This is a genomic window from Sphingomonas sp. TX0543 (assembly GCF_048565505.1).
Lineage (GTDB): Bacteria > Pseudomonadota > Alphaproteobacteria > Sphingomonadales > Sphingomonadaceae > Sphingomonas.
Genome location: NZ_JBLZUS010000002.1, coordinates 224,016 through 240,184, shown reverse-complemented (window position 1 = coordinate 240,184; position 16,169 = coordinate 224,016). Strand labels below are relative to the sequence as shown.

15 protein-coding genes, 1 pseudogene and 1 riboswitch are annotated in these 16,169 nt (G+C 65.5%); of the genes and pseudogenes, 7 read left to right on the top strand and 9 right to left on the bottom strand.

The genetic code is table 11. The annotated features are described in order from the left end of the window. The first annotated feature begins 48 nt into the window (after nt 1-48). From ACM61V_RS01650 to ACM61V_RS01640, 3 genes are all read left to right on the top strand, one after another. Entirely contained in the window at nt 49-582 is a 534-nt protein-coding gene (locus ACM61V_RS01650; protein WP_137785354.1) for a peroxiredoxin, read from the top strand. A gap of 105 nt (nt 583-687) precedes the next feature. Beyond that, nucleotides 688-1,758 carry a GGDEF domain-containing protein gene (locus ACM61V_RS01645; protein WP_249341386.1) on the top strand — a complete coding sequence of 357 codons (1,071 nt, stop codon included), beginning with the start codon at nt 688-690 and terminating at the stop codon, nt 1,756-1,758. Nucleotides 1,759-1,883: 125 nt separating this feature from the next. Then, on the top strand, nt 1,884-2,018 hold the full coding sequence (locus tag ACM61V_RS01640; RefSeq protein WP_283214503.1) for a hypothetical protein: 135 nt from the start codon (nt 1,884-1,886) through the stop codon (nt 2,016-2,018). Nucleotides 2,019-2,176: 158 nt separating this feature from the next. Here the strand turns inward: ACM61V_RS01640 and ACM61V_RS01635 are convergent. The 3 genes and pseudogenes from ACM61V_RS01635 to ACM61V_RS01625 form a co-directional block, all read right to left on the bottom strand. Next, nucleotides 2,177-3,382 (bottom strand): annotated as a pseudogene (locus tag ACM61V_RS01635) (acyl-CoA dehydrogenase family protein). A 13-nt stretch (nt 3,383-3,395) separates the two neighbouring features. Further along, nucleotides 3,396-4,493, bottom strand: a complete 1,098-nt coding sequence (locus ACM61V_RS01630) for an acyl-CoA dehydrogenase family protein (protein ID WP_137785352.1) — start codon at nt 4,491-4,493, stop codon at nt 3,396-3,398. 19 nt (nt 4,494-4,512) lie between these two features. Then, a complete protein-coding gene (locus ACM61V_RS01625; RefSeq protein ID WP_137785351.1) occupies nt 4,513-5,298 on the bottom strand; it encodes an SDR family NAD(P)-dependent oxidoreductase in 786 nt (261 codons plus the stop codon). Between the two features lie 99 nt (nt 5,299-5,397). Here ACM61V_RS01625 and ACM61V_RS01620 point away from each other — a divergent pair, with 99 nt between their 5' ends. Together ACM61V_RS01620 and ACM61V_RS01615 are read left to right on the top strand one after the other, a co-directional pair. Then, entirely contained in the window at nt 5,398-6,204 is an 807-nt protein-coding gene (locus tag ACM61V_RS01620) for an enoyl-CoA hydratase/isomerase family protein (protein WP_283214502.1), read from the top strand. Then, complete coding sequence (locus ACM61V_RS01615) at nt 6,201-6,959, top strand: SDR family NAD(P)-dependent oxidoreductase (protein WP_137785349.1); 759 nt, start codon at nt 6,201-6,203, stop codon at nt 6,957-6,959. The genes ACM61V_RS01620 and ACM61V_RS01615 overlap by 4 nt, the downstream gene beginning before the upstream one ends. Before the next feature lie 128 nt (nt 6,960-7,087). Here the strand turns inward: ACM61V_RS01615 and thiC are convergent, their stop codons facing one another. The 6 genes from thiC to ACM61V_RS01585 form a co-directional block, all read right to left on the bottom strand. Continuing rightward, complete coding sequence (gene thiC, locus ACM61V_RS01610; RefSeq protein ID WP_137785348.1) at nt 7,088-8,947, bottom strand: phosphomethylpyrimidine synthase ThiC; 1,860 nt, start codon at nt 8,945-8,947, stop codon at nt 7,088-7,090. A 41-nt stretch (nt 8,948-8,988) separates the two neighbouring features. Further along, a riboswitch (TPP riboswitch) is annotated at nt 8,989-9,099 on the bottom strand. 46 nt (nt 9,100-9,145) lie between these two features. Continuing rightward, nucleotides 9,146-10,147: a ferritin-like domain-containing protein gene (locus ACM61V_RS01605; RefSeq protein ID WP_137785347.1), complete on the bottom strand. Its 1,002-nt coding sequence runs from the start codon at nt 10,145-10,147 to the stop codon at nt 9,146-9,148. 51 nt (nt 10,148-10,198) lie between these two features. Then, nucleotides 10,199-11,164, bottom strand: a complete 966-nt coding sequence (locus tag ACM61V_RS01600; protein WP_419713764.1) for a ferritin-like domain-containing protein — start codon at nt 11,162-11,164, stop codon at nt 10,199-10,201. 125 nt (nt 11,165-11,289) lie between these two features. Continuing rightward, nucleotides 11,290-12,153, bottom strand: a complete 864-nt coding sequence (locus tag ACM61V_RS01595; RefSeq protein ID WP_137785345.1) for a MipA/OmpV family protein — start codon at nt 12,151-12,153, stop codon at nt 11,290-11,292. A 63-nt stretch (nt 12,154-12,216) separates the two neighbouring features. Then, nucleotides 12,217-12,606 carry a DUF2141 domain-containing protein gene (locus ACM61V_RS01590; protein WP_137785344.1) on the bottom strand — a complete coding sequence of 130 codons (390 nt, stop codon included), beginning with the start codon at nt 12,604-12,606 and terminating at the stop codon, nt 12,217-12,219. Continuing rightward, entirely contained in the window at nt 12,572-13,363 is a 792-nt protein-coding gene (locus ACM61V_RS01585; RefSeq protein WP_137785343.1) for a sterol desaturase family protein, read from the bottom strand. Before ACM61V_RS01585 ends, ACM61V_RS01590 begins: the two co-directional genes overlap by 35 nt. 131 nt (nt 13,364-13,494) lie before the next feature. On the opposite strand from ACM61V_RS01585, the gene crtY reads away from it, so the two are divergent. Both crtY and ACM61V_RS01575 read left to right on the top strand, forming a co-directional pair. After that, nucleotides 13,495-14,655: a lycopene beta-cyclase CrtY gene (gene crtY / locus ACM61V_RS01580; protein ID WP_137785342.1), complete on the top strand. Its 1,161-nt coding sequence runs from the start codon at nt 13,495-13,497 to the stop codon at nt 14,653-14,655. Continuing rightward, nucleotides 14,652-16,127, top strand: a complete 1,476-nt coding sequence (locus ACM61V_RS01575; RefSeq protein WP_137785341.1) for a phytoene desaturase — start codon at nt 14,652-14,654, stop codon at nt 16,125-16,127. The genes crtY and ACM61V_RS01575 overlap by 4 nt, the downstream gene beginning before the upstream one ends. Nucleotides 16,128-16,169: the final 42 nt, after the last annotated feature.

The window sequence follows — 16,169 nt, the reverse complement described above, 5'->3', positions numbered from 1 at the left end:
CACCGCGCGCGATCGCGCTAGGATGGCGCGACCATCAGGAGACTTTCGATGCGCCTGTTCCCGTTGTTCGTCGCGACCGCCGCCTTCGCAACCACGGCTGGCGCAACCCTCGCACCCGGCGCCAAGGCGCCCGATTTCACCACGCGCGGCGCCGTCGCGGGCAAGGTCGTGCAGATCAGCCTCGCCGAAAAGCTGCGGCATGGCCCGGTTGTGCTCTATTTCTTCCCCGCCGCTTTCACCCCCGGTTGCAACGCGGAAGCGAAGGCATTCGCTGAGAATATCGGCGCCTTCCAGAAGGCGGGTGCGACCGTGATCGGCATGTCGGCTGATACGGTGGAAGACCTGCAGAAGTTCTCGTCCGCCGAATGTGCGGGCAAGTTTGCGGTCGCCAGTGCCGGGCCCCGCGTCGTTCAAGGATATGATGTGTCGCTGCCGCGAAGCGTGAACGGACGGCAGGTTACCAATCGAACCAGCTACGTTATCGATCGCACCGGCAAGATCGCCTTCGTCCATAGTGATATGAACCCGGCGGATCACATCTCTTCCACACTGGAAGCGGTGCGGAAACTTAACGCGCGCTAATATATCTGGTCACCAGTTCTTAGCGCTTTGCGGATATCTCCCCTCTGAACAACGCAAGCCACGCGGTGATCGCCGAGCCGTGGCCCATCCAGGGGGATGTCGACGGTGGAGTTCATTGCTGCGCGACAGATGCAGGATGGCAGTGCGCCGCTTGGTCTGTTTGAGCGGATCGGATTGTTCCTGGCCGATCACCGGCTAAGTCCCGAGCCGGCGCATTATACCTTTTCCTATCACGTGCTTAGCGATCCGAACGGCGCTCTTGCAAGGGCCGTCGCCGCGTTGACCGATGGCGGCGTGCGGCTGTCGCGGGACGATATCGTTTCGCTGGGCGGAGAGGCCGTGACCGGGCCCGCGGTCGAACTCGTGCACGATACCCCGCGAGTCGCGTCGCCGCCGCCAGCGACCGGGCCCGATGCCGATGCGCTCATCGCGCGCACGCAGCAACAGGTGGATGGATTCGCCGATACGGTCCGCGCCATTCACGGCGAGGCGGTCGATTTCGGCCGTGATATTGCCGCTAGCGCCGCGGCGATGCGCAAGGACACGCTGGCTGACGGGATCGACGAGATCGCGCGGCTGACCGGCGCGATGCTCGAGCGCGTTCGCCAGGTCGAGGCCCGGCTGGCGGTGGCGACGCGCGAAACCGAGGAATTGCGTGCTGCGCTCGATGTGGCGCGCGGCAATGCCCGCAGCGATCCGCTCACCGAACTGGCCAATCGTCGCGCCTTCGATGAGGCCTATGCCAATCTGACGCCCGGCACCTCGGCGATTGTCGCGGTGTGTGACGTCGATCATTTCAAGCGGGTCAACGACGAATTCGGCCACGCAGTCGGTGATCGCGTGCTGAAATCGATCGGGAATACGCTGGCGACCGAATGCGAGGGCCATCTGGTCGCGCGGCTCGGCGGGGAAGAGTTTGCGATATTGTTCGTCGGCCTTGAGCTGAACGAGGCGCGCGTGCTGGTCGAGCGGGCGCGCAGTGCGATCGGCGCGCGCCGGCTGCGGCTGCGATCGACCGACGCATTCATCGGCACGATCACGATCTCGGCAGGCGTGGCGCGGGTGTTCGCGTCCGAACGGCAGGAGGCGGGGATCGGCCGCGCCGATGCGGCGCTCTACGCCGCCAAGCGCGCCGGGCGAAATCGGGTGGAAATCGCACCGGAAGCTGGTGCGTAGTGCCAACATCTCGTGGCGTATTTGGCTGATTGTGCCTGGCCCGCAAGCTAAGGCATTGATAAATAATCAGTTATAAAACTGGCACGGCCTCTGCAAGGTATCAAGCATCGCCACCGGATAGTCTGGTGGCACAGCAGAAAGCCGATGCCATGACCGACCGTTTCATCACCGCTCGCCACTATGCGTTCAGCCTCGTCGGCGCCCTGTTCGTCGCCGCGCTGATGGTCAGCGCCGCCGTTCCCGTGATGCCGATCGCCTGATCGCCGTCGTCGCAATCGCACCCGGAGAGACAGACATGTACCGCCCTTTCGCCCTTGGCCTCGCTTCCTTCGCAACCGCCGCCCTGCTGGTCTACGTCAACGCCGTGAGCGTCATCGCCTGATTGCCGGCGGCGGCGCGAAGGGGTCGCGCCGCCAGCTTAACGCCCGGCAGGCAGATCCTTGAACGCTGCGTCCTTGTCGACGCGGATTTCGCCGGGCAGGCCGAGCACACGCTCCGCGATGATGTTCTTCAGGATTTCGTCCGTTCCTCCGGCGATGCGCAGGCCCGGCGCATTCATCACCGCCGTCTGGAACAGCCCCTTCAGCGGCAGCAGCGCGGGATCGTTGATGATCCCCTACTGATCCTCCGCCTCCACGGCGGCATTGCCCAGTTCCTGAAGCTGATTGGCGGCAATTATCTTTCCGATCGAACTCTCCGGCCCCGGCGTCTGTCCCCGGCTCAGCGCGGTTATCGTGCGCATCCGCGTGTTGCGCAGCCCTTCGGACTGGACATACCAGTCGGCAAGCCGCTGACGGAACGCCGGATCGCGGATCAGCGGTCCCTCGATCGCGTCGAGTTCCTTTGCCAGCGCGAGGATCTCCTTCGGTCCGGCGCCTGTGCCGCCGCCGACGGCGAGCCGCTCGTTCATCAGCGTGACGAGCGCGACCTTCCAGCCATCGTCCACCGCGCCCAAGCGCTGCGCATCCGGGATACGGACATCGGTGAAATACACTTCGTTGAAGTTAGACCCGCCCGACATCTGGTGGATCGGCCGGATCTCGATCCCCGGTGACCGCAGATCGAGCCAGACCATCGTCAGCCCCTTGTGCTTGGGCACCTCGGTATTGGTGCGGACGAGGACGATGCCGTAATCCGAATAATGCGCGCCGGACGTCCACACTTTCTGGCCATTGACGACCCAGTCGTCGCCATCGCGCACCGCGCGGGTGCGAATCGCCGCCACGTCCGAACCGCCAGCCGGCTCGGAGAAGAGTTGCGACCAGATTTCCTCGCCGCGCAGCGCCGGCCCGACAAAGCGCTTTTTTGTTTCGTCATTGGCAAAGGCCATCACGGTCGGCACGCACATGCCCAGCCCGATGGTGAAATAACCGTACTGGACCGGGAATCGCGATTCCTCCTGGCCGAAGATCACGCTCTGGATCGGTGTGCCGCCGCCGCCGCCCCATTCCTTGGGCCATGTGATCTGGGCATAGCCCGCGCCGGCCTTGCGCGCCTGCCAGCTGCGTGCGGCTGCCATATCGTCGGCGTGGGCGATCGCCTTGTGCTCGGCTGCATTCGTTTCCAGCCACGCGCGCGCCCTGGCGCGATATTCGGCCTCTTCCGGGGTGTCGTTGAAGTCCATCATCTCTCTCCAATCAGGCCGCGTTGCGTGCTTCGAGCTGGCTGACCAGCCGCTCGCGCCATGTAGACGGCGCGCCTGCGACAAGGCTCAATTGCCGGGACCGGCGATAGAGAAGCTGCGGATCGGCCTCCCAGGTGAAGCCGATGCCGCCATGCGTCTGGATATTCTCCTTCGACGCGAACCAGAACGCCTCGCTCGCCGCGACGCGCGCGGTGGCGGCGGCGAGCGGCAGTTCCGCAGCGGAGGTGTTGAGCGCCCAGGCTCCGTAATATGCGTTCGAGCGCGCGATCTCGTTTTTCACATAGATGTCCGCGAGCTTGTGCTTGATCGCCTGATAGCCGGCAATCGCCCGGCCGAAGGCGAAGCGTTCGAGCGCATAGCCCTTCGCCATTTCGAGGCTGCGATCCGCGCCGCCGATCTGTTCGAACGCAAGCAGCACCGCCGCACGATCGAACACCGCCTGCATTGCGTCGATCCCGTCCTCGTCGCCAAGCCGCTCGGCGGGTGCACCGCTCAGCACGAGCTTCGCCGCCGAGCGCGTCGGATCGAGCGTGGTAAGCACTTCCGGCGATACACCCGCGCCTTTTTCGACCAGATAGAGGCCGTCCTTCGCCAGCACGACGATCAGGTCCGCCACGTCACCGTCGGTCACGGGAATCTTCTCGCCGGTGAGCTTGCCGCCGCTCACGGTGGTGCGGATCGAACGCCGCGTCACCGGGCCCTTGCCTTCGCTCGTGGCGAATGCGCCGATCACCTCGCCGGCGGCGATCCGCGGTAGCCATTTCGCTTTCTGCGCCTCGGAGCCGAACAGCATAAGCGCCTCCGCCACGAAATAGACGGTCGAGGCGAACGGAATCGGCGCACAGGCGCGGCCGAGTTCTTCGGCCAGCGCGCACAATTCGACATGGCCCAGCCCCAGCCCGCCATAGGCCTCCGGTATCGCGGTGCCGAGCCAGCCCTGTTCGGCTACCGCGCGCCACAGCCCGGCGTCATGGCTCTGGCCGGCATCGTCAAGTACCGCGCGCACCGCCCTGGCGTCGCATTTCGCGGCGAGGAAGCGGCGCGCTTCCTCCTTGAGCATCTTCTGGTCGTCGGAATAATCGAAGTTCATCGCCTGTCCCCTTACGCCGTCAGCGCGGTTGCATCCTGATCGCGCCGTCGAGGCGCACGTCCTCGCCATTGAAATAGCCGTTGCGGATCATCTCCACCGCCAGCGCCGCATATTCCTGCGCCGCGCCGAGACGCTTCGGGAATGGCACCGATGCAGCGAGCGCCGCCTTCACTTGCGGCTTGGCCCGCGCGAGCAGGGGCGTGTCGAAGATGCCGGGCAGGATCGTGTTGATACGGATGCCTTCGCTCATCAGATCGCGGGCGATCGGCAGCGTCATGCCGATCACTCCCGCCTTGGCGGAGGCATAGGCGACCTGACCCATCTGCCCTTCCTCGCCCGCGACGCTGGCGGTGTTGACGATCGCGCCGCGATCCCCGTCCGGCAGCGGATCGAGCGTCATCATCCCGGCCGCCGCGCCCACGATGCAGCGAAAACTGCCGATCAGGTTCAGCTCGATCGTCTTGATATATTTGTCGAGCGGATAGGGTTCGATCTCGCCGGTTTCCTTCGAGCGCGCGACCGTCTTGTGCGCGCCGAAGCCTCCCCCGGCGCAATTGACGAGGATGCGCTCCTGCCCGTTCGCGGCCCGCGCCTTTGCGAAGCCGGCATCGACGGAAGCTTGCTGCATCACATCGACCGCACAGAAGGTCGCGCCGATCGCGGCAGCGGCCTCTGGGCCGATCTCCTCATTCTTGTCGAACAACGCGACCTTCACCCCCGCCGCGCGCAATGCGCTTGCGGTCGCGTGGCCAAGGCCAGAGGCCCCGCCGGTGATGATCGCCGCAATATCCGGCCCCAGCTTCACGCATCGCTCTCCTGTAACCCACGCCGGTTCGCGCCGGCTGTTGCGGGATAACATTAGTTATGTAGAAAGATGCGTCAACAGAACTGTGGGAGAGAATGCGTGGGCGAAGCGACGCTGCTGGTGGAGCGCCGGGACGGCGTCGACTGGGTGACGATGAACCGGCCGGACCGGCTCAATGCGCTCGACGATGCGCTGATCGGCGCGCTCTCCGACTATTTCGGCGCAGTCGCGAAAGACCGCGACTGTCGCGTCATCGTGCTCCGCGGCGCCGGTCGCGCCTTCTGCGCCGGGCTGGACCTTGCGGCACCGCGCGCCGGCGGCGATCGCGATACGATCGATCGGCTCGCGCATCAGCGCAGCATCGCGGAAATCGTGATGAAGATGCGCTATTGCCCGCAGCCCGTCATCAGCCTGGTACACGGTCCTGCCTGTGGAGGCGGGTTCGCGATGGCGCTGGCGAGCGATATCCGCATCGCGGGCGAATCGGCGCGAATGAACGCCGCCTTCATCCGCATCGGACTTTCCGCGTGCGATATCGGGGTCAGCTATTTCCTGCCCCGGCTGGTCGGGGCAAGCGTGGCGGCGGAATTCATGCTGACCGGCGATTTCATCACGGCCGAGCGTGCGCTGTCCACCGGCCTCGTCAGCCGTGTCGTTGCCGACGAGGCGATGGCGCAGGCGGCCGCGCCGCTGATCGATTCGATGCTGACTACCGCGCCGCTCGGTCTCCGCCTAACCAAAGAGTGCCTGCGCATGTCGATCGACGCGCCCAGCCTCGAGGCGGCAGTGGCGATGGAGGATCGCAACCAGATCCTCTGCGCCTCCGGTCCGGATTTCAACGAGGCGATCGCCGCGTTTTTCGAGAAACGTCGGCCGGACTACACCAGGAAGGAGCAAGGGGCATGAGCGGACTTCAGGGGCGCGTCGCGCTCGTAACCGGGGGCGGCCGCGGGATCGGCCGTGCGATCGCGCTGCGGCTGGCGAGGGACGGCGCCGATGTCGCGGTGAACTATCGCCGCGATGCGGACGCCGCCGCCGACGTCGTGCGCGAGATCGAGGCGGTCGGGCGTCGCGCGAAGGCCTATGCCGCGTCGGTCGATCGTTTCGAGGAATGCGAGGCGCTGGTCGCGGCCGTGCTGGCCGATTTCCCGGTGGTGGACATTCTGGTCAACAATGCCGGCATCGCCAGCCGCGGCCAGTCGGTCGCGGATACCGATCCGGGCGAGCTGGAGCGCGTGGTACGCACCCATGCGCTCGCCCCCCATTACATGTCCAAGCTGGTGCTGCCCTCGATGCGCACCCGCCCGCGCGGCGACATCGTCATGATCTCCAGCGTCGCCACGCTCTACAATTCGCCCAACGGCGCGCCGTATAATATGGGCAAGGCCGCCGCTGAGGCGCTGGCGGAAACGCTGGCGAAGGAGGAGCGCGCGAACGGTATCCGGGTGAACATCGTTGCGCCGGGGCTCACCGTCACCGACATGGGCGAGCGCCTCGCCAAGGCCACGCGCGGGGTAGCGAGCATTCATGATCTCGACGCGCAATCGCCGTTCGGGCGCGTCTCGACGCCGGAGGATGTCGCGGCGGCGGTCTCCTTCTTCGTTTCTGCCGACGCCGATTACGTCACCGGGCAGAAGATCAACCTCCACGGCGGCGGTTGATCCGGTCGCCCGCGCGAGACCACGCTTCCAGAAGGCCCGCTATCGATCGACCGAAAGTATGCGGGCGGTCCGACCGTGGTTCGTGACCGCCCGTAAGCGGCGAGCCCGCCAGCCCGCCGCCATATCCCTCAATCATGCTCCCTGCCGCCGGCGCCCATGTACAATTCGCGGCCGGTTTCGTCATACACCTTGCTCATCTGCTTCATGCCGGCTTCCGCCGCGTCCGCCGCTACAAAGGCATCGGCGGGCTGGTTTTGCAGCCGGGCGAACTCGCGCACCTCCTGCGTGATCTTCATCGAGCAGAATTTCGGACCGCACATCGAGCAGAAATGCGCGGTCTTAGCGCCCTCCGCCGGAAGCGTCTGGTCGTGATACGCTTCGGCCGTGTCGGGATCGAGCGACAGGTTGAACTGATCGCGCCAGCGGAATTCGAAGCGGGCACGGCTTAGCGCGTCGTCGCGCAGCCGCGCGGCAGGATGGCCCTTGGCGAGATCGGCGGCATGGGCGGCCAGCTTGTATGTCACCACGCCGACCTTCACGTCATTGCGGTCCGGCAGGCCGAGATGCTCTTTCGGCGTGACGTAGCAGAGCATTGCCGTGCCATACCAGCCGATCATCGCCGCGCCGATGCCGCTGGTTATATGGTCATATCCCGGCGCGATATCGGTCGTCAGCGGCCCGAGTGTGTAGAAGGGGGCTTCGCCGCACGCCTCCAGCTGCTTGTCCATGTTCTCCTTGATCTTGTGCATCGGCACGTGGCCGGGGCCTTCGATCATCACCTGCACGTCCTGTTCCCAGGCGCGCTTGGTGAGTTCGCCGAGCGTGTAGAGTTCGGCGAACTGCGCCTCGTCGTTGGCGTCCGCGATCGACCCCGGGCGCAGCCCGTCGCCGAGGCTATAGGCGATGTCATACGCCTTCATGATCTCGGTGATCTCGTCGAAGCGCTCGTAAAGGAAGCTCTCCTTGTGATGCGCAAGGCACCATTTCGCCATGATCGAGCCGCCGCGCGAGACGATCCCCGTGACGCGCTTGGCCGTCAGCGGCACGTAGGGCAGGCGGACGCCGGCGTGGATGGTGAAATAGTCGACGCCCTGCTCCGCCTGCTCGATCAGCGTGTCGCGGAAGATTTCCCACGTCAGATCCTCGGCAATCCCGCCCACCTTCTCCAGCGCCTGATAGATCGGCACCGTGCCGATCGGCACCGGCGAATTGCGGATGATCCATTCACGCGTGTCGTGGATGTTGCGGCCCGTCGACAGGTCCATCACCGTGTCCGCGCCCCAGCGGATCGACCAGACCATCTTGTCCACCTCGCTCGCCACGTCGGACGCGACGGCCGAGTTGCCGATATTGGCATTGATCTTGACGAGGAAATTCCGCCCGATCGCCATTGGCTCGGATTCGGGGTGGTTGATATTGTTCGGGATGATCGCCCGCCCGCGTGCCACTTCGTCGCGGACGAATTCGGGGGTTACGTAATCGGGGATCGCCGCGCCGAAGCTCTCGCCGTCACGGATGTAGTCGCGCAGCATTTCGCGTCCCAGGTTCTCGCGGGTGGCGACATATTCCATCTCCGCCGTGATGATGCCGCGCCGGGCGTAATGCATCTGGCTGACGTTGGCGCCGGGCTTGGCGCGCAGCGGGCGGCGGACGACATTGGGAAACTGCGCGACGCCGGCCGAGCGATCCGGCCCCTTGAGGCCGTTGTCCTCGGGCCTGATCTCGCGCGCGTCATAGCTTTCGACATCGCCGCGCCCCACGATCCAGTCGCGGCGCAGCGCGGGCAGGCCGGCCATGATATCGATCCGTGCGTCGGGATCGGTGTAAGGGCCAGAGGTGTCGTAGACGTTGAGCGGCGGTTCGCCGGACGAGGGCTCCAGATCGATCGCCCGCATCGCAACCTTGCGCGGGCCGACGTGAATCTTGCGGCTGCCGCGGATCGGGCCGGTGGTGACACCGATTTCGGTACGTGCTGGGATATCGGCCATGTGTCGCATTCCTCGCTTGTCGCGGGGAGGGGCACGGCCGGGATGAAGCGCCGCTCCCTCCCTACGCCGGTGTCAGCCGGATCAGGTTCAGCGGGTCGAGGGCTGCGGCCCTCCTCTCAACCGCGACGAAAGCGGTCCCCCGGGGATACGGTCGTTGTAGGCGGATCGTCAGCCGGCGTCCAGCGCCGGCCCACGGGATCATCCGCTCGCGGCGCTGGTGTTGACCGTTCCGTTGACGCCGGACGGGAAGAAGCCGCCGGAGGTGACCGCCGCCTTGTTCTGGAAGAAGATGTTCAGCCCTTGCCCGGTGTTTCGGCTGAATACGATGCCATTGCCATCGACAGGCGCGATGTTCGAAATAGAAGAGTTGGCGCCCGCGATGCCCTCGTCGAGGTTCTTGCCCGGGTTCAGGCTGTTCCGCGCATTGCTGAACAGCGCGGGGTTGGCGGTAAGGCCCTTCGAATACAACAACGTACGGATCAGGCCGGCGTGATAGCTTTCGGCGCCGAGAACGCCCACCGCGCCGGCCGCGAAGGCAGCGGTTCCGATCAGCGGCGCGAGGCCTTTGTACACTGTGACTATCGCATCCTTGAGGATGAACGCGCCATACAGGAAATTCTCGTCCGAAGCGTACGGATTGAACGGCGCGCCCGCGGCCACCACGGTAGCAAGCTGCGCGAACGTGGAAAACGCGCCGGTCGCGCTGGTGCCGTCGATGTTGATCGCCGGCATGGCCACCGGCGACGAGCCGGTCAGCGACGCTGCCAGCGATCGGAGATATTCGACATGCGCCCGATCGTCCCGTGCGATCTCGCGTGCGCAGGCAGCGACGACCGGGTCGGCGAACGCGACCTGCGCGCCGCCCGTCACCGTGCCCGGCGTGCCCGTGCCGGTCAGGTCAGACGCGGGCAGCCCGGTGCCGAGCGCCGCGTACGAAAAGTATTGCGCGGAAAGATATTCGAGGTTGAGCGCTAGGTTGAGGATCGAGATGTCCGCCGCTTCGACACTGCTGGTTGCTGTCGAGGTGGGCGTGGGGGTGGGCGTCGCGCTACCCGAACTGCTGCCGCCGCAGGCCGAAAGCAGCGCGAGGCCGCCGGCGGCCGCGCCGGTGCGGCCAGCGATACTGAGGAAACGGCGGCGTTCCGCGTTGCGCAGCGCGGCGGCGTCGAGGACGGTGGCGATCTTTTCCTGGTCGATCATGACGGTAATCCTGTGAATCGGGAGAGGCTGGGAGGGGGCGTCGGTCCGCCCTCAGCTTGCCGCGCTCGTCGTGATGTTGCCGTTGATGCCGCCCGGGAAGAAGCCGCCCTTCGTCGTCGAGGTTCGCGTCAGGAACAGCTCGTTGAGCACCGTGCCGCTGGTGCGGGGGAAGGTGTTGGCGTTGCTGTCCACGGGTGCGATATTGGCGACCAGGCCGTTGCCGGAGCTGACCGGGCGGATGCCCTGATCGTCATCCGTACCACCGTCGATGCTGTCGCGATAATTGGAAATGAGGTCGACCTGATCGAGCAACGCAGGGGTGGCGACGCTCTTCTGGTACAGCGTGGTGCGCACGAGCGCCGCATGATGCGCCTCGGTCGCCATCAGGCCGCCGAACGCTTCCTGATAGGTCTTGCTGGAAAGTAACGCGAACATGCCCTGATAGGCGCTGACAGCGACATCCTGGAGGAAGAATGCGGCAAGCAGGAAGTTGGTGTCCGATGCATATGGATCGAACGGAGCGCCCTGTGCGACGAGCCCGGCATTCTGCGCCATCTCGCTGAACGCGCTGGTCGCCGCATTGCCCAGGTCGATCGCCGGTTGCGCCACCGCAGAGGTGGCGAGCGAGGTGCGCAGGAAGCGAACCTGATTGAGGTTAACGGCGGCCATTTCATTGGCGTAGGCGGCAACGATCGGATCGGCGAACGTAACCTTTGCGCCAGGAATCACGGTGCCGCCTGCAACCGGGGTCGCGGCGCCGCTCTGGGTATCCGCTGTCGCAAGCCCCGCGCCTGCGGACGCATAGCCGTAGAAATTCGCCTGCAGATATTCGATGTTAAGCGCGAAATTCAGGACGTCGGCATCGACGAGCGTCTGCGCGGAAAGCGGATCGGCGAACAGAAACGCGCCCGTGCCGATCGCGAGCGCGCCCGCCGCCGCGGCAAAGAAGGCGCGGCGGTCGTCACGCCGTTCCTCTGACACCTCGGGTGCCACGACAAGTCGCTCGTCCTGCGTCATGCTGCCTTCCTTCCTGAACTCGCCCGTTCGTTGCCGGGCAAAAACGCGGCGTAAAGTATTTCGCTGTCGCCAAGCTGAACGAATCGACAGAATCGCGACCGGAAATGGCCATACATGCTCAGGCCCTAGAAGGTATAGGCCACGCCGAGCGCGCCGAGCCATTGGTTGGGCGAGCCAGCGACGCTGACTAGCGGGCTGGCTGCGGTATCGCCGAGCACCCGCTCATAGGTCACGCCGCCAACCAGTTTCCAGCCGCGCAGCAGATCGCCGGAAACGGAAACGGTGCCGAGCGCGCCGACCGTCCAGTTCTTCCACCCGCCGTTGCCGTTGAAAACGGGCAGGCCGCTCACCGCGCTGTCGGCGGCGCTCACATCATAATATGCCGTCATGTACCGGCGCTGGACATGCTCCGCCGACGCGTAGAGGCCGACGGCGACCTTGCGGCTCAGCGGCGTCATATAGGTTATCGATGGCGAAATGATCGCGCTGTCATGAACGCCGGCGACATCGCGGCGGTAGCTGAGCGACACGGAGAGATTATCGTAGTCGCTGGTGATGACGCCGGTCTTGCCGATGCCGACATAGCCGCCAAGCTCCACGGCCAGCCCGCGTTTGGGCAGGGCGCGGACCTGCGGATTGTCGATCCCGCCGCGCGTGGAGCGGTTGAAGTTCAGGACGGCGACCGGGCCGAGCTGAATATCCCATGTCGGGCCCGGCTGGTTGCGGATCAGATCGACGCTGGCGCGATTGCCGATGACGGTGAAGCTGTATCCGCTGACCGTGCCGATCGCGCCCGGAATCGGGAAAAGCGAATAATGGTTCGATCCCTCGTAATCGCTCATATAGCCTGCGCCGATGCCCACCGTCACGCTGTCGCGCGCCAGATCCTCGGGTGTCGGGCGGCTCGATCCCGGGCCGGGGTTCTGCTGCGCCAGCGCAGGGCCGGAAACGAGGAAACAGGCGGCCCCGATCAGATACAAGCTACGCACAGGCGATTCCCCTTTTGTCGTTCCGGTTGAAACTGCCGGGGCGGCGATCGGGTCCGTCGCGCGTCACAACAGATAGCGTATCCTGATCGTCTGCCGCGCGCCGTCCCCGTCAATCGGAAAGCGCGCGGCGGCAAAACTCGGCGGCCCGAAGCGGATCGAGGGATTGCGCGAAAAGCCAAAGCCCTCACGCGGAATGCCGGCGAACGTATCGAGCTTGCCGTTGCCGTTCTCGTCGTGGATCACCGCGACGGCATAGTCGCCTGGCGGCAGCCCTTCGAGCAGCAGTTCGCGCGCGCTGGCCGGCATCGATCGGGCGATGCCGTGATGCTCATCCTTGCAGGCGGGGAAATTCTTCGCGGTGTTGGCGATGCAGATGCGCAGCATCCCTTTCGCCGATCGGACGTTCACGAAATCGAGATCAAGCCGTGCGACCGGGCTTGCGCCGATCAGCATCGTTCCCGCCGCCGCCAAGACGAGCCGCGGCACGATGCGCGCGGGTGAAATCGCCGAGCCCGTCATCGGTGCCGCAAAGCCGATCCCAAAACCGGAAGTAGAGGCCATAATTGCACCCGTAACGCTCGTGGTGACGCTGATGATGGCTCGCGGTGATGAGCCAGGCCCCCAGATACCCTCGCCACATGAACCGGGGGAAAATCTCCCACCCCATGTGATTGGTGACCCCCATAACCGTCATCACCGTGAGCACCACCCCGAGCGCCGCGACATGGATCGGAATGAGGAACACCAGTAGCGGAATTATCACAGCGCCGGTCAGCGCTTCGATCGGGTGGAACGCCATCGCCGCCCATGCGGTCGGCGGGCGGCTGGCGTGGTGGACGGCATGCGCGATTCGGAAGGGCTTTGGCCAGTGCATCCAGCGATGGGTCCAGTAAAACCAGGTGTCGTGCAGCGCGAGATACAGCAGCACCGAAAGCGGCAGATACCAGATAGGCCGGGCATGGATGTCGGTGTAGATCTGCGTCCAGCCGCGGTTCTGCCAGCCCCAGGCGATAATGCCGGCCGGAGCGCCATAAATCGCCGCCGACACCAGGCTCCACCATATCTCGGCGCGAATCTGCGGATCGAGCCCGCGATACAGGCCTGGATGGCGCAGCCGTGTCGCCAGCGCGAAGCCACCGCTCGTCAGCAGATATCGTATGCCGACGATCGCCGTCATGGCGAGCGCGGAGAGGAGGATCGCGATCAGCATCGATGCGCTTCTAGCGCCCGTCTCCGAACGATGACAGCGTTGATGGGCGGTGCCGGGAACCGTCCCGATCCGGGGCTGGCGTGATTCTCCTGCTCTTTCGCGCGCCGCGGGGATCGGCTAGGGCCGCGCTCATGGCGGAAATCCACGGCTGCGACGTGGCGATCGTCGGCGGCGGCCTCGCGGGGTCGCTGATCGCGCTGGCGCTTGCCGAAAAACGCCCTGATCTTTCGCTTCTGCTGATCGAGGCGGGCGAAACGATCGGCGGCAACCACCTCTGGTCGTTCTTCGACGCCGATGTGGCGAAGGAGGACCGGTGGCTGTTGGCGCCGCTCGTCTGCCATGCCTGGCCCGATTATGATGTGGCGTTTCCGGCGCACGCGCGCATCCTGCGCCAGCCTTATTATTCGATCGCCTCCGAGCGGCTCGACGAAGTCGTGCGCGCGCGGCTTCCTGCGCATGCGTTGATGATGGGTCGCAAGGTGCACAGCGTCGCCGCGACCGGCGTTTCGTTCGCCGATGGTGACCGAATCGAGGCGAAAGGGGTGATCGACGCGCGCGGTGCGGGCGATCTTTCGGCGCTCGATCTGGGCTGGCAGAAATTTGTCGGGCGCGAGCTGGAGGTGGCCGGCGGGCACGGGCTGGAGCGGCCGGTCGTGATGGACGCCACCGTGGCGCAGCACGACGGCTATCGCTTCGTCTATTGCCTGCCGCTTTCTCCCACGCGCGTGTTCGTCGAGGATACCTATTACAGCGACGGCGCCAATGTGAACGCGGGCGCGCTTGGCCGGCGGATCGAGGTCTATGCCGAAAGCCGCGGCTGGCAGGTGACGGAGAGCGGTCGCGAGGAACGCGGCGCGCTGCCGGTGGCGATGGGCGGCGATTTCGAGGCTTTCTGGCGCGCGGGCGGCGCGCGCGTGGCCAAGGCGGGAATGCGGGCCGGACTCTTCCACCCGATGACCGGCTATTCGCTGCCAGATGCGGTGCGCCTCGCCGTGAGGATTGCGGCAGCGGATGATCTGTCCGGCGATGCGCTGCACACGCTGACGCACGATCATGCCCGCGCCACCTGGGATGACCGGGGTTTCTATCGTCTGCTCGCTGCGATGCTTTTCCGGGCCGCTGATCCCGATGCGCGCTATCGCGTGCTCGAACGCTTCTACCGGCTGCGCGCCGGGCTGATCGCGCGCTTCTATGCCGCGCGTTCCACCTTTCCCGACAAGGCGCGCGTGCTAAGTGGCAAGCCGCCCGTGCCGTTCTGGCGCGCGGTGAGGGTCGCGAGGCGAATGGCATGACAACGGCGGTGGTGATCGGTGCGGGGTTCGGCGGGCTGGCGCTCGCGATCCGGCTGCAATCGGCAGGGATCGCGACGACGATCGTCGAGGCGCGCGACAAGCCGGGCGGGCGCGCCTATTTCTGGGAGCGCGAAGGATTCACGTTCGACGCCGGCCCGACCGTCATCACCGATCCCAGCTGTCTGAAAGAGCTGTGGGCGCTGAGCGGGCACGACATGGCGGCGGATGTGACGCTTCAGCCGGTCAGCCCGTTCTATCGCCTCAACTGGCCGGACGGGACGAACTTCGACTATACCAACGACGATACCGTGCTGCGCGCGGAAATCGGCAAGCTCGATCCGGCCGATATCGCCGGTTATGCGAAGTTTCTCGAATATTCGGCCGGCGTGTTTCACGAAGGCTACGAGAAACTCGGGCACGTTGCCTTTCTGGATTTCGCATCGATGGTGAAGGCGGCGCCGGCGCTGGCGAAATATCAGGCATGGCGATCGGTCTATTCGATGGTTTCGCGCTTCGTGCGCAGCGAGAAGCTGCGGCAGGCGCTGTCCTTTCACACCCTGCTGGTCGGCGGCAATCCGATGACGACCAGCGCGATCTACGCGCTGATCCACAAGCTCGAGCGGGATGGCGGCGTGTGGTTCGCCAGCGGCGGGACGAACCGGCTCGTTGCCGGGCTGGTCGCGTTGTTCGAGCGGATCGGCGGCACGATCCGGCTGGGCGATCCGGTGGCGCGGATCGAGACGATGGGCGATCGCGTGACGGCGGTGGAGACGGCGAGCGGATGGCGCGGTGAATGCGACATGCTCGCCGCGAACAGCGATATCGTTCACACCTATCGCGATCTGCTCGCGGGGTCGGCCTCGGCGCGGCGGAGCGCGGACAAGCTCGAGAAGAAGAAATATTCGCCATCGCTGTTCGTGGTGCATTTCGGGATCAAGGGAACTTGGCCGGGCATCCCGCACCACATGATCCTGTTCGGCCCGCGCTATCGCGAATTGCTCGCCGACATCTACGATCACGGCGTGCTCTCGTCCGATTTCTCGCTCTATCTGCACCACCCGACCGTCACCGATCCGTCGCTGGCACCGGAGGGCTGCTCCACCTTCTATGCGCTTGCGCCGGTGCCGCACACCGGCAAATTCACGGAAGACTGGGGCCGCGTCGCGCCGATCATGGAGAAGCGGATCCTCGACGAGATCGGCCGACGGCTGATACCGGATATCCACGAGCGGATCGTGACGAAATTCAGCTATACGCCGGCCGATTTCCAGCACGATCTAAACGCGCATCTCGGCAGCGCCTTCAGCCTGGAGCCGGTGCTGACGCAGAGCGCCTATTTCCGCGTCCACAATCGCGACGATGCGATATCCAACCTGTATTTCGTCGGCGCCGGGACGCATCCGGGGGCGGGCATCCCCGGTGTCGTCGGCAGCGCGAAGGCGACCGCCGGGCTGATGCTGGGACGCGGTTGAGGGGCGGCATCTTGCCCGCGCGCGCCCGTTTCGGTAGCGCCG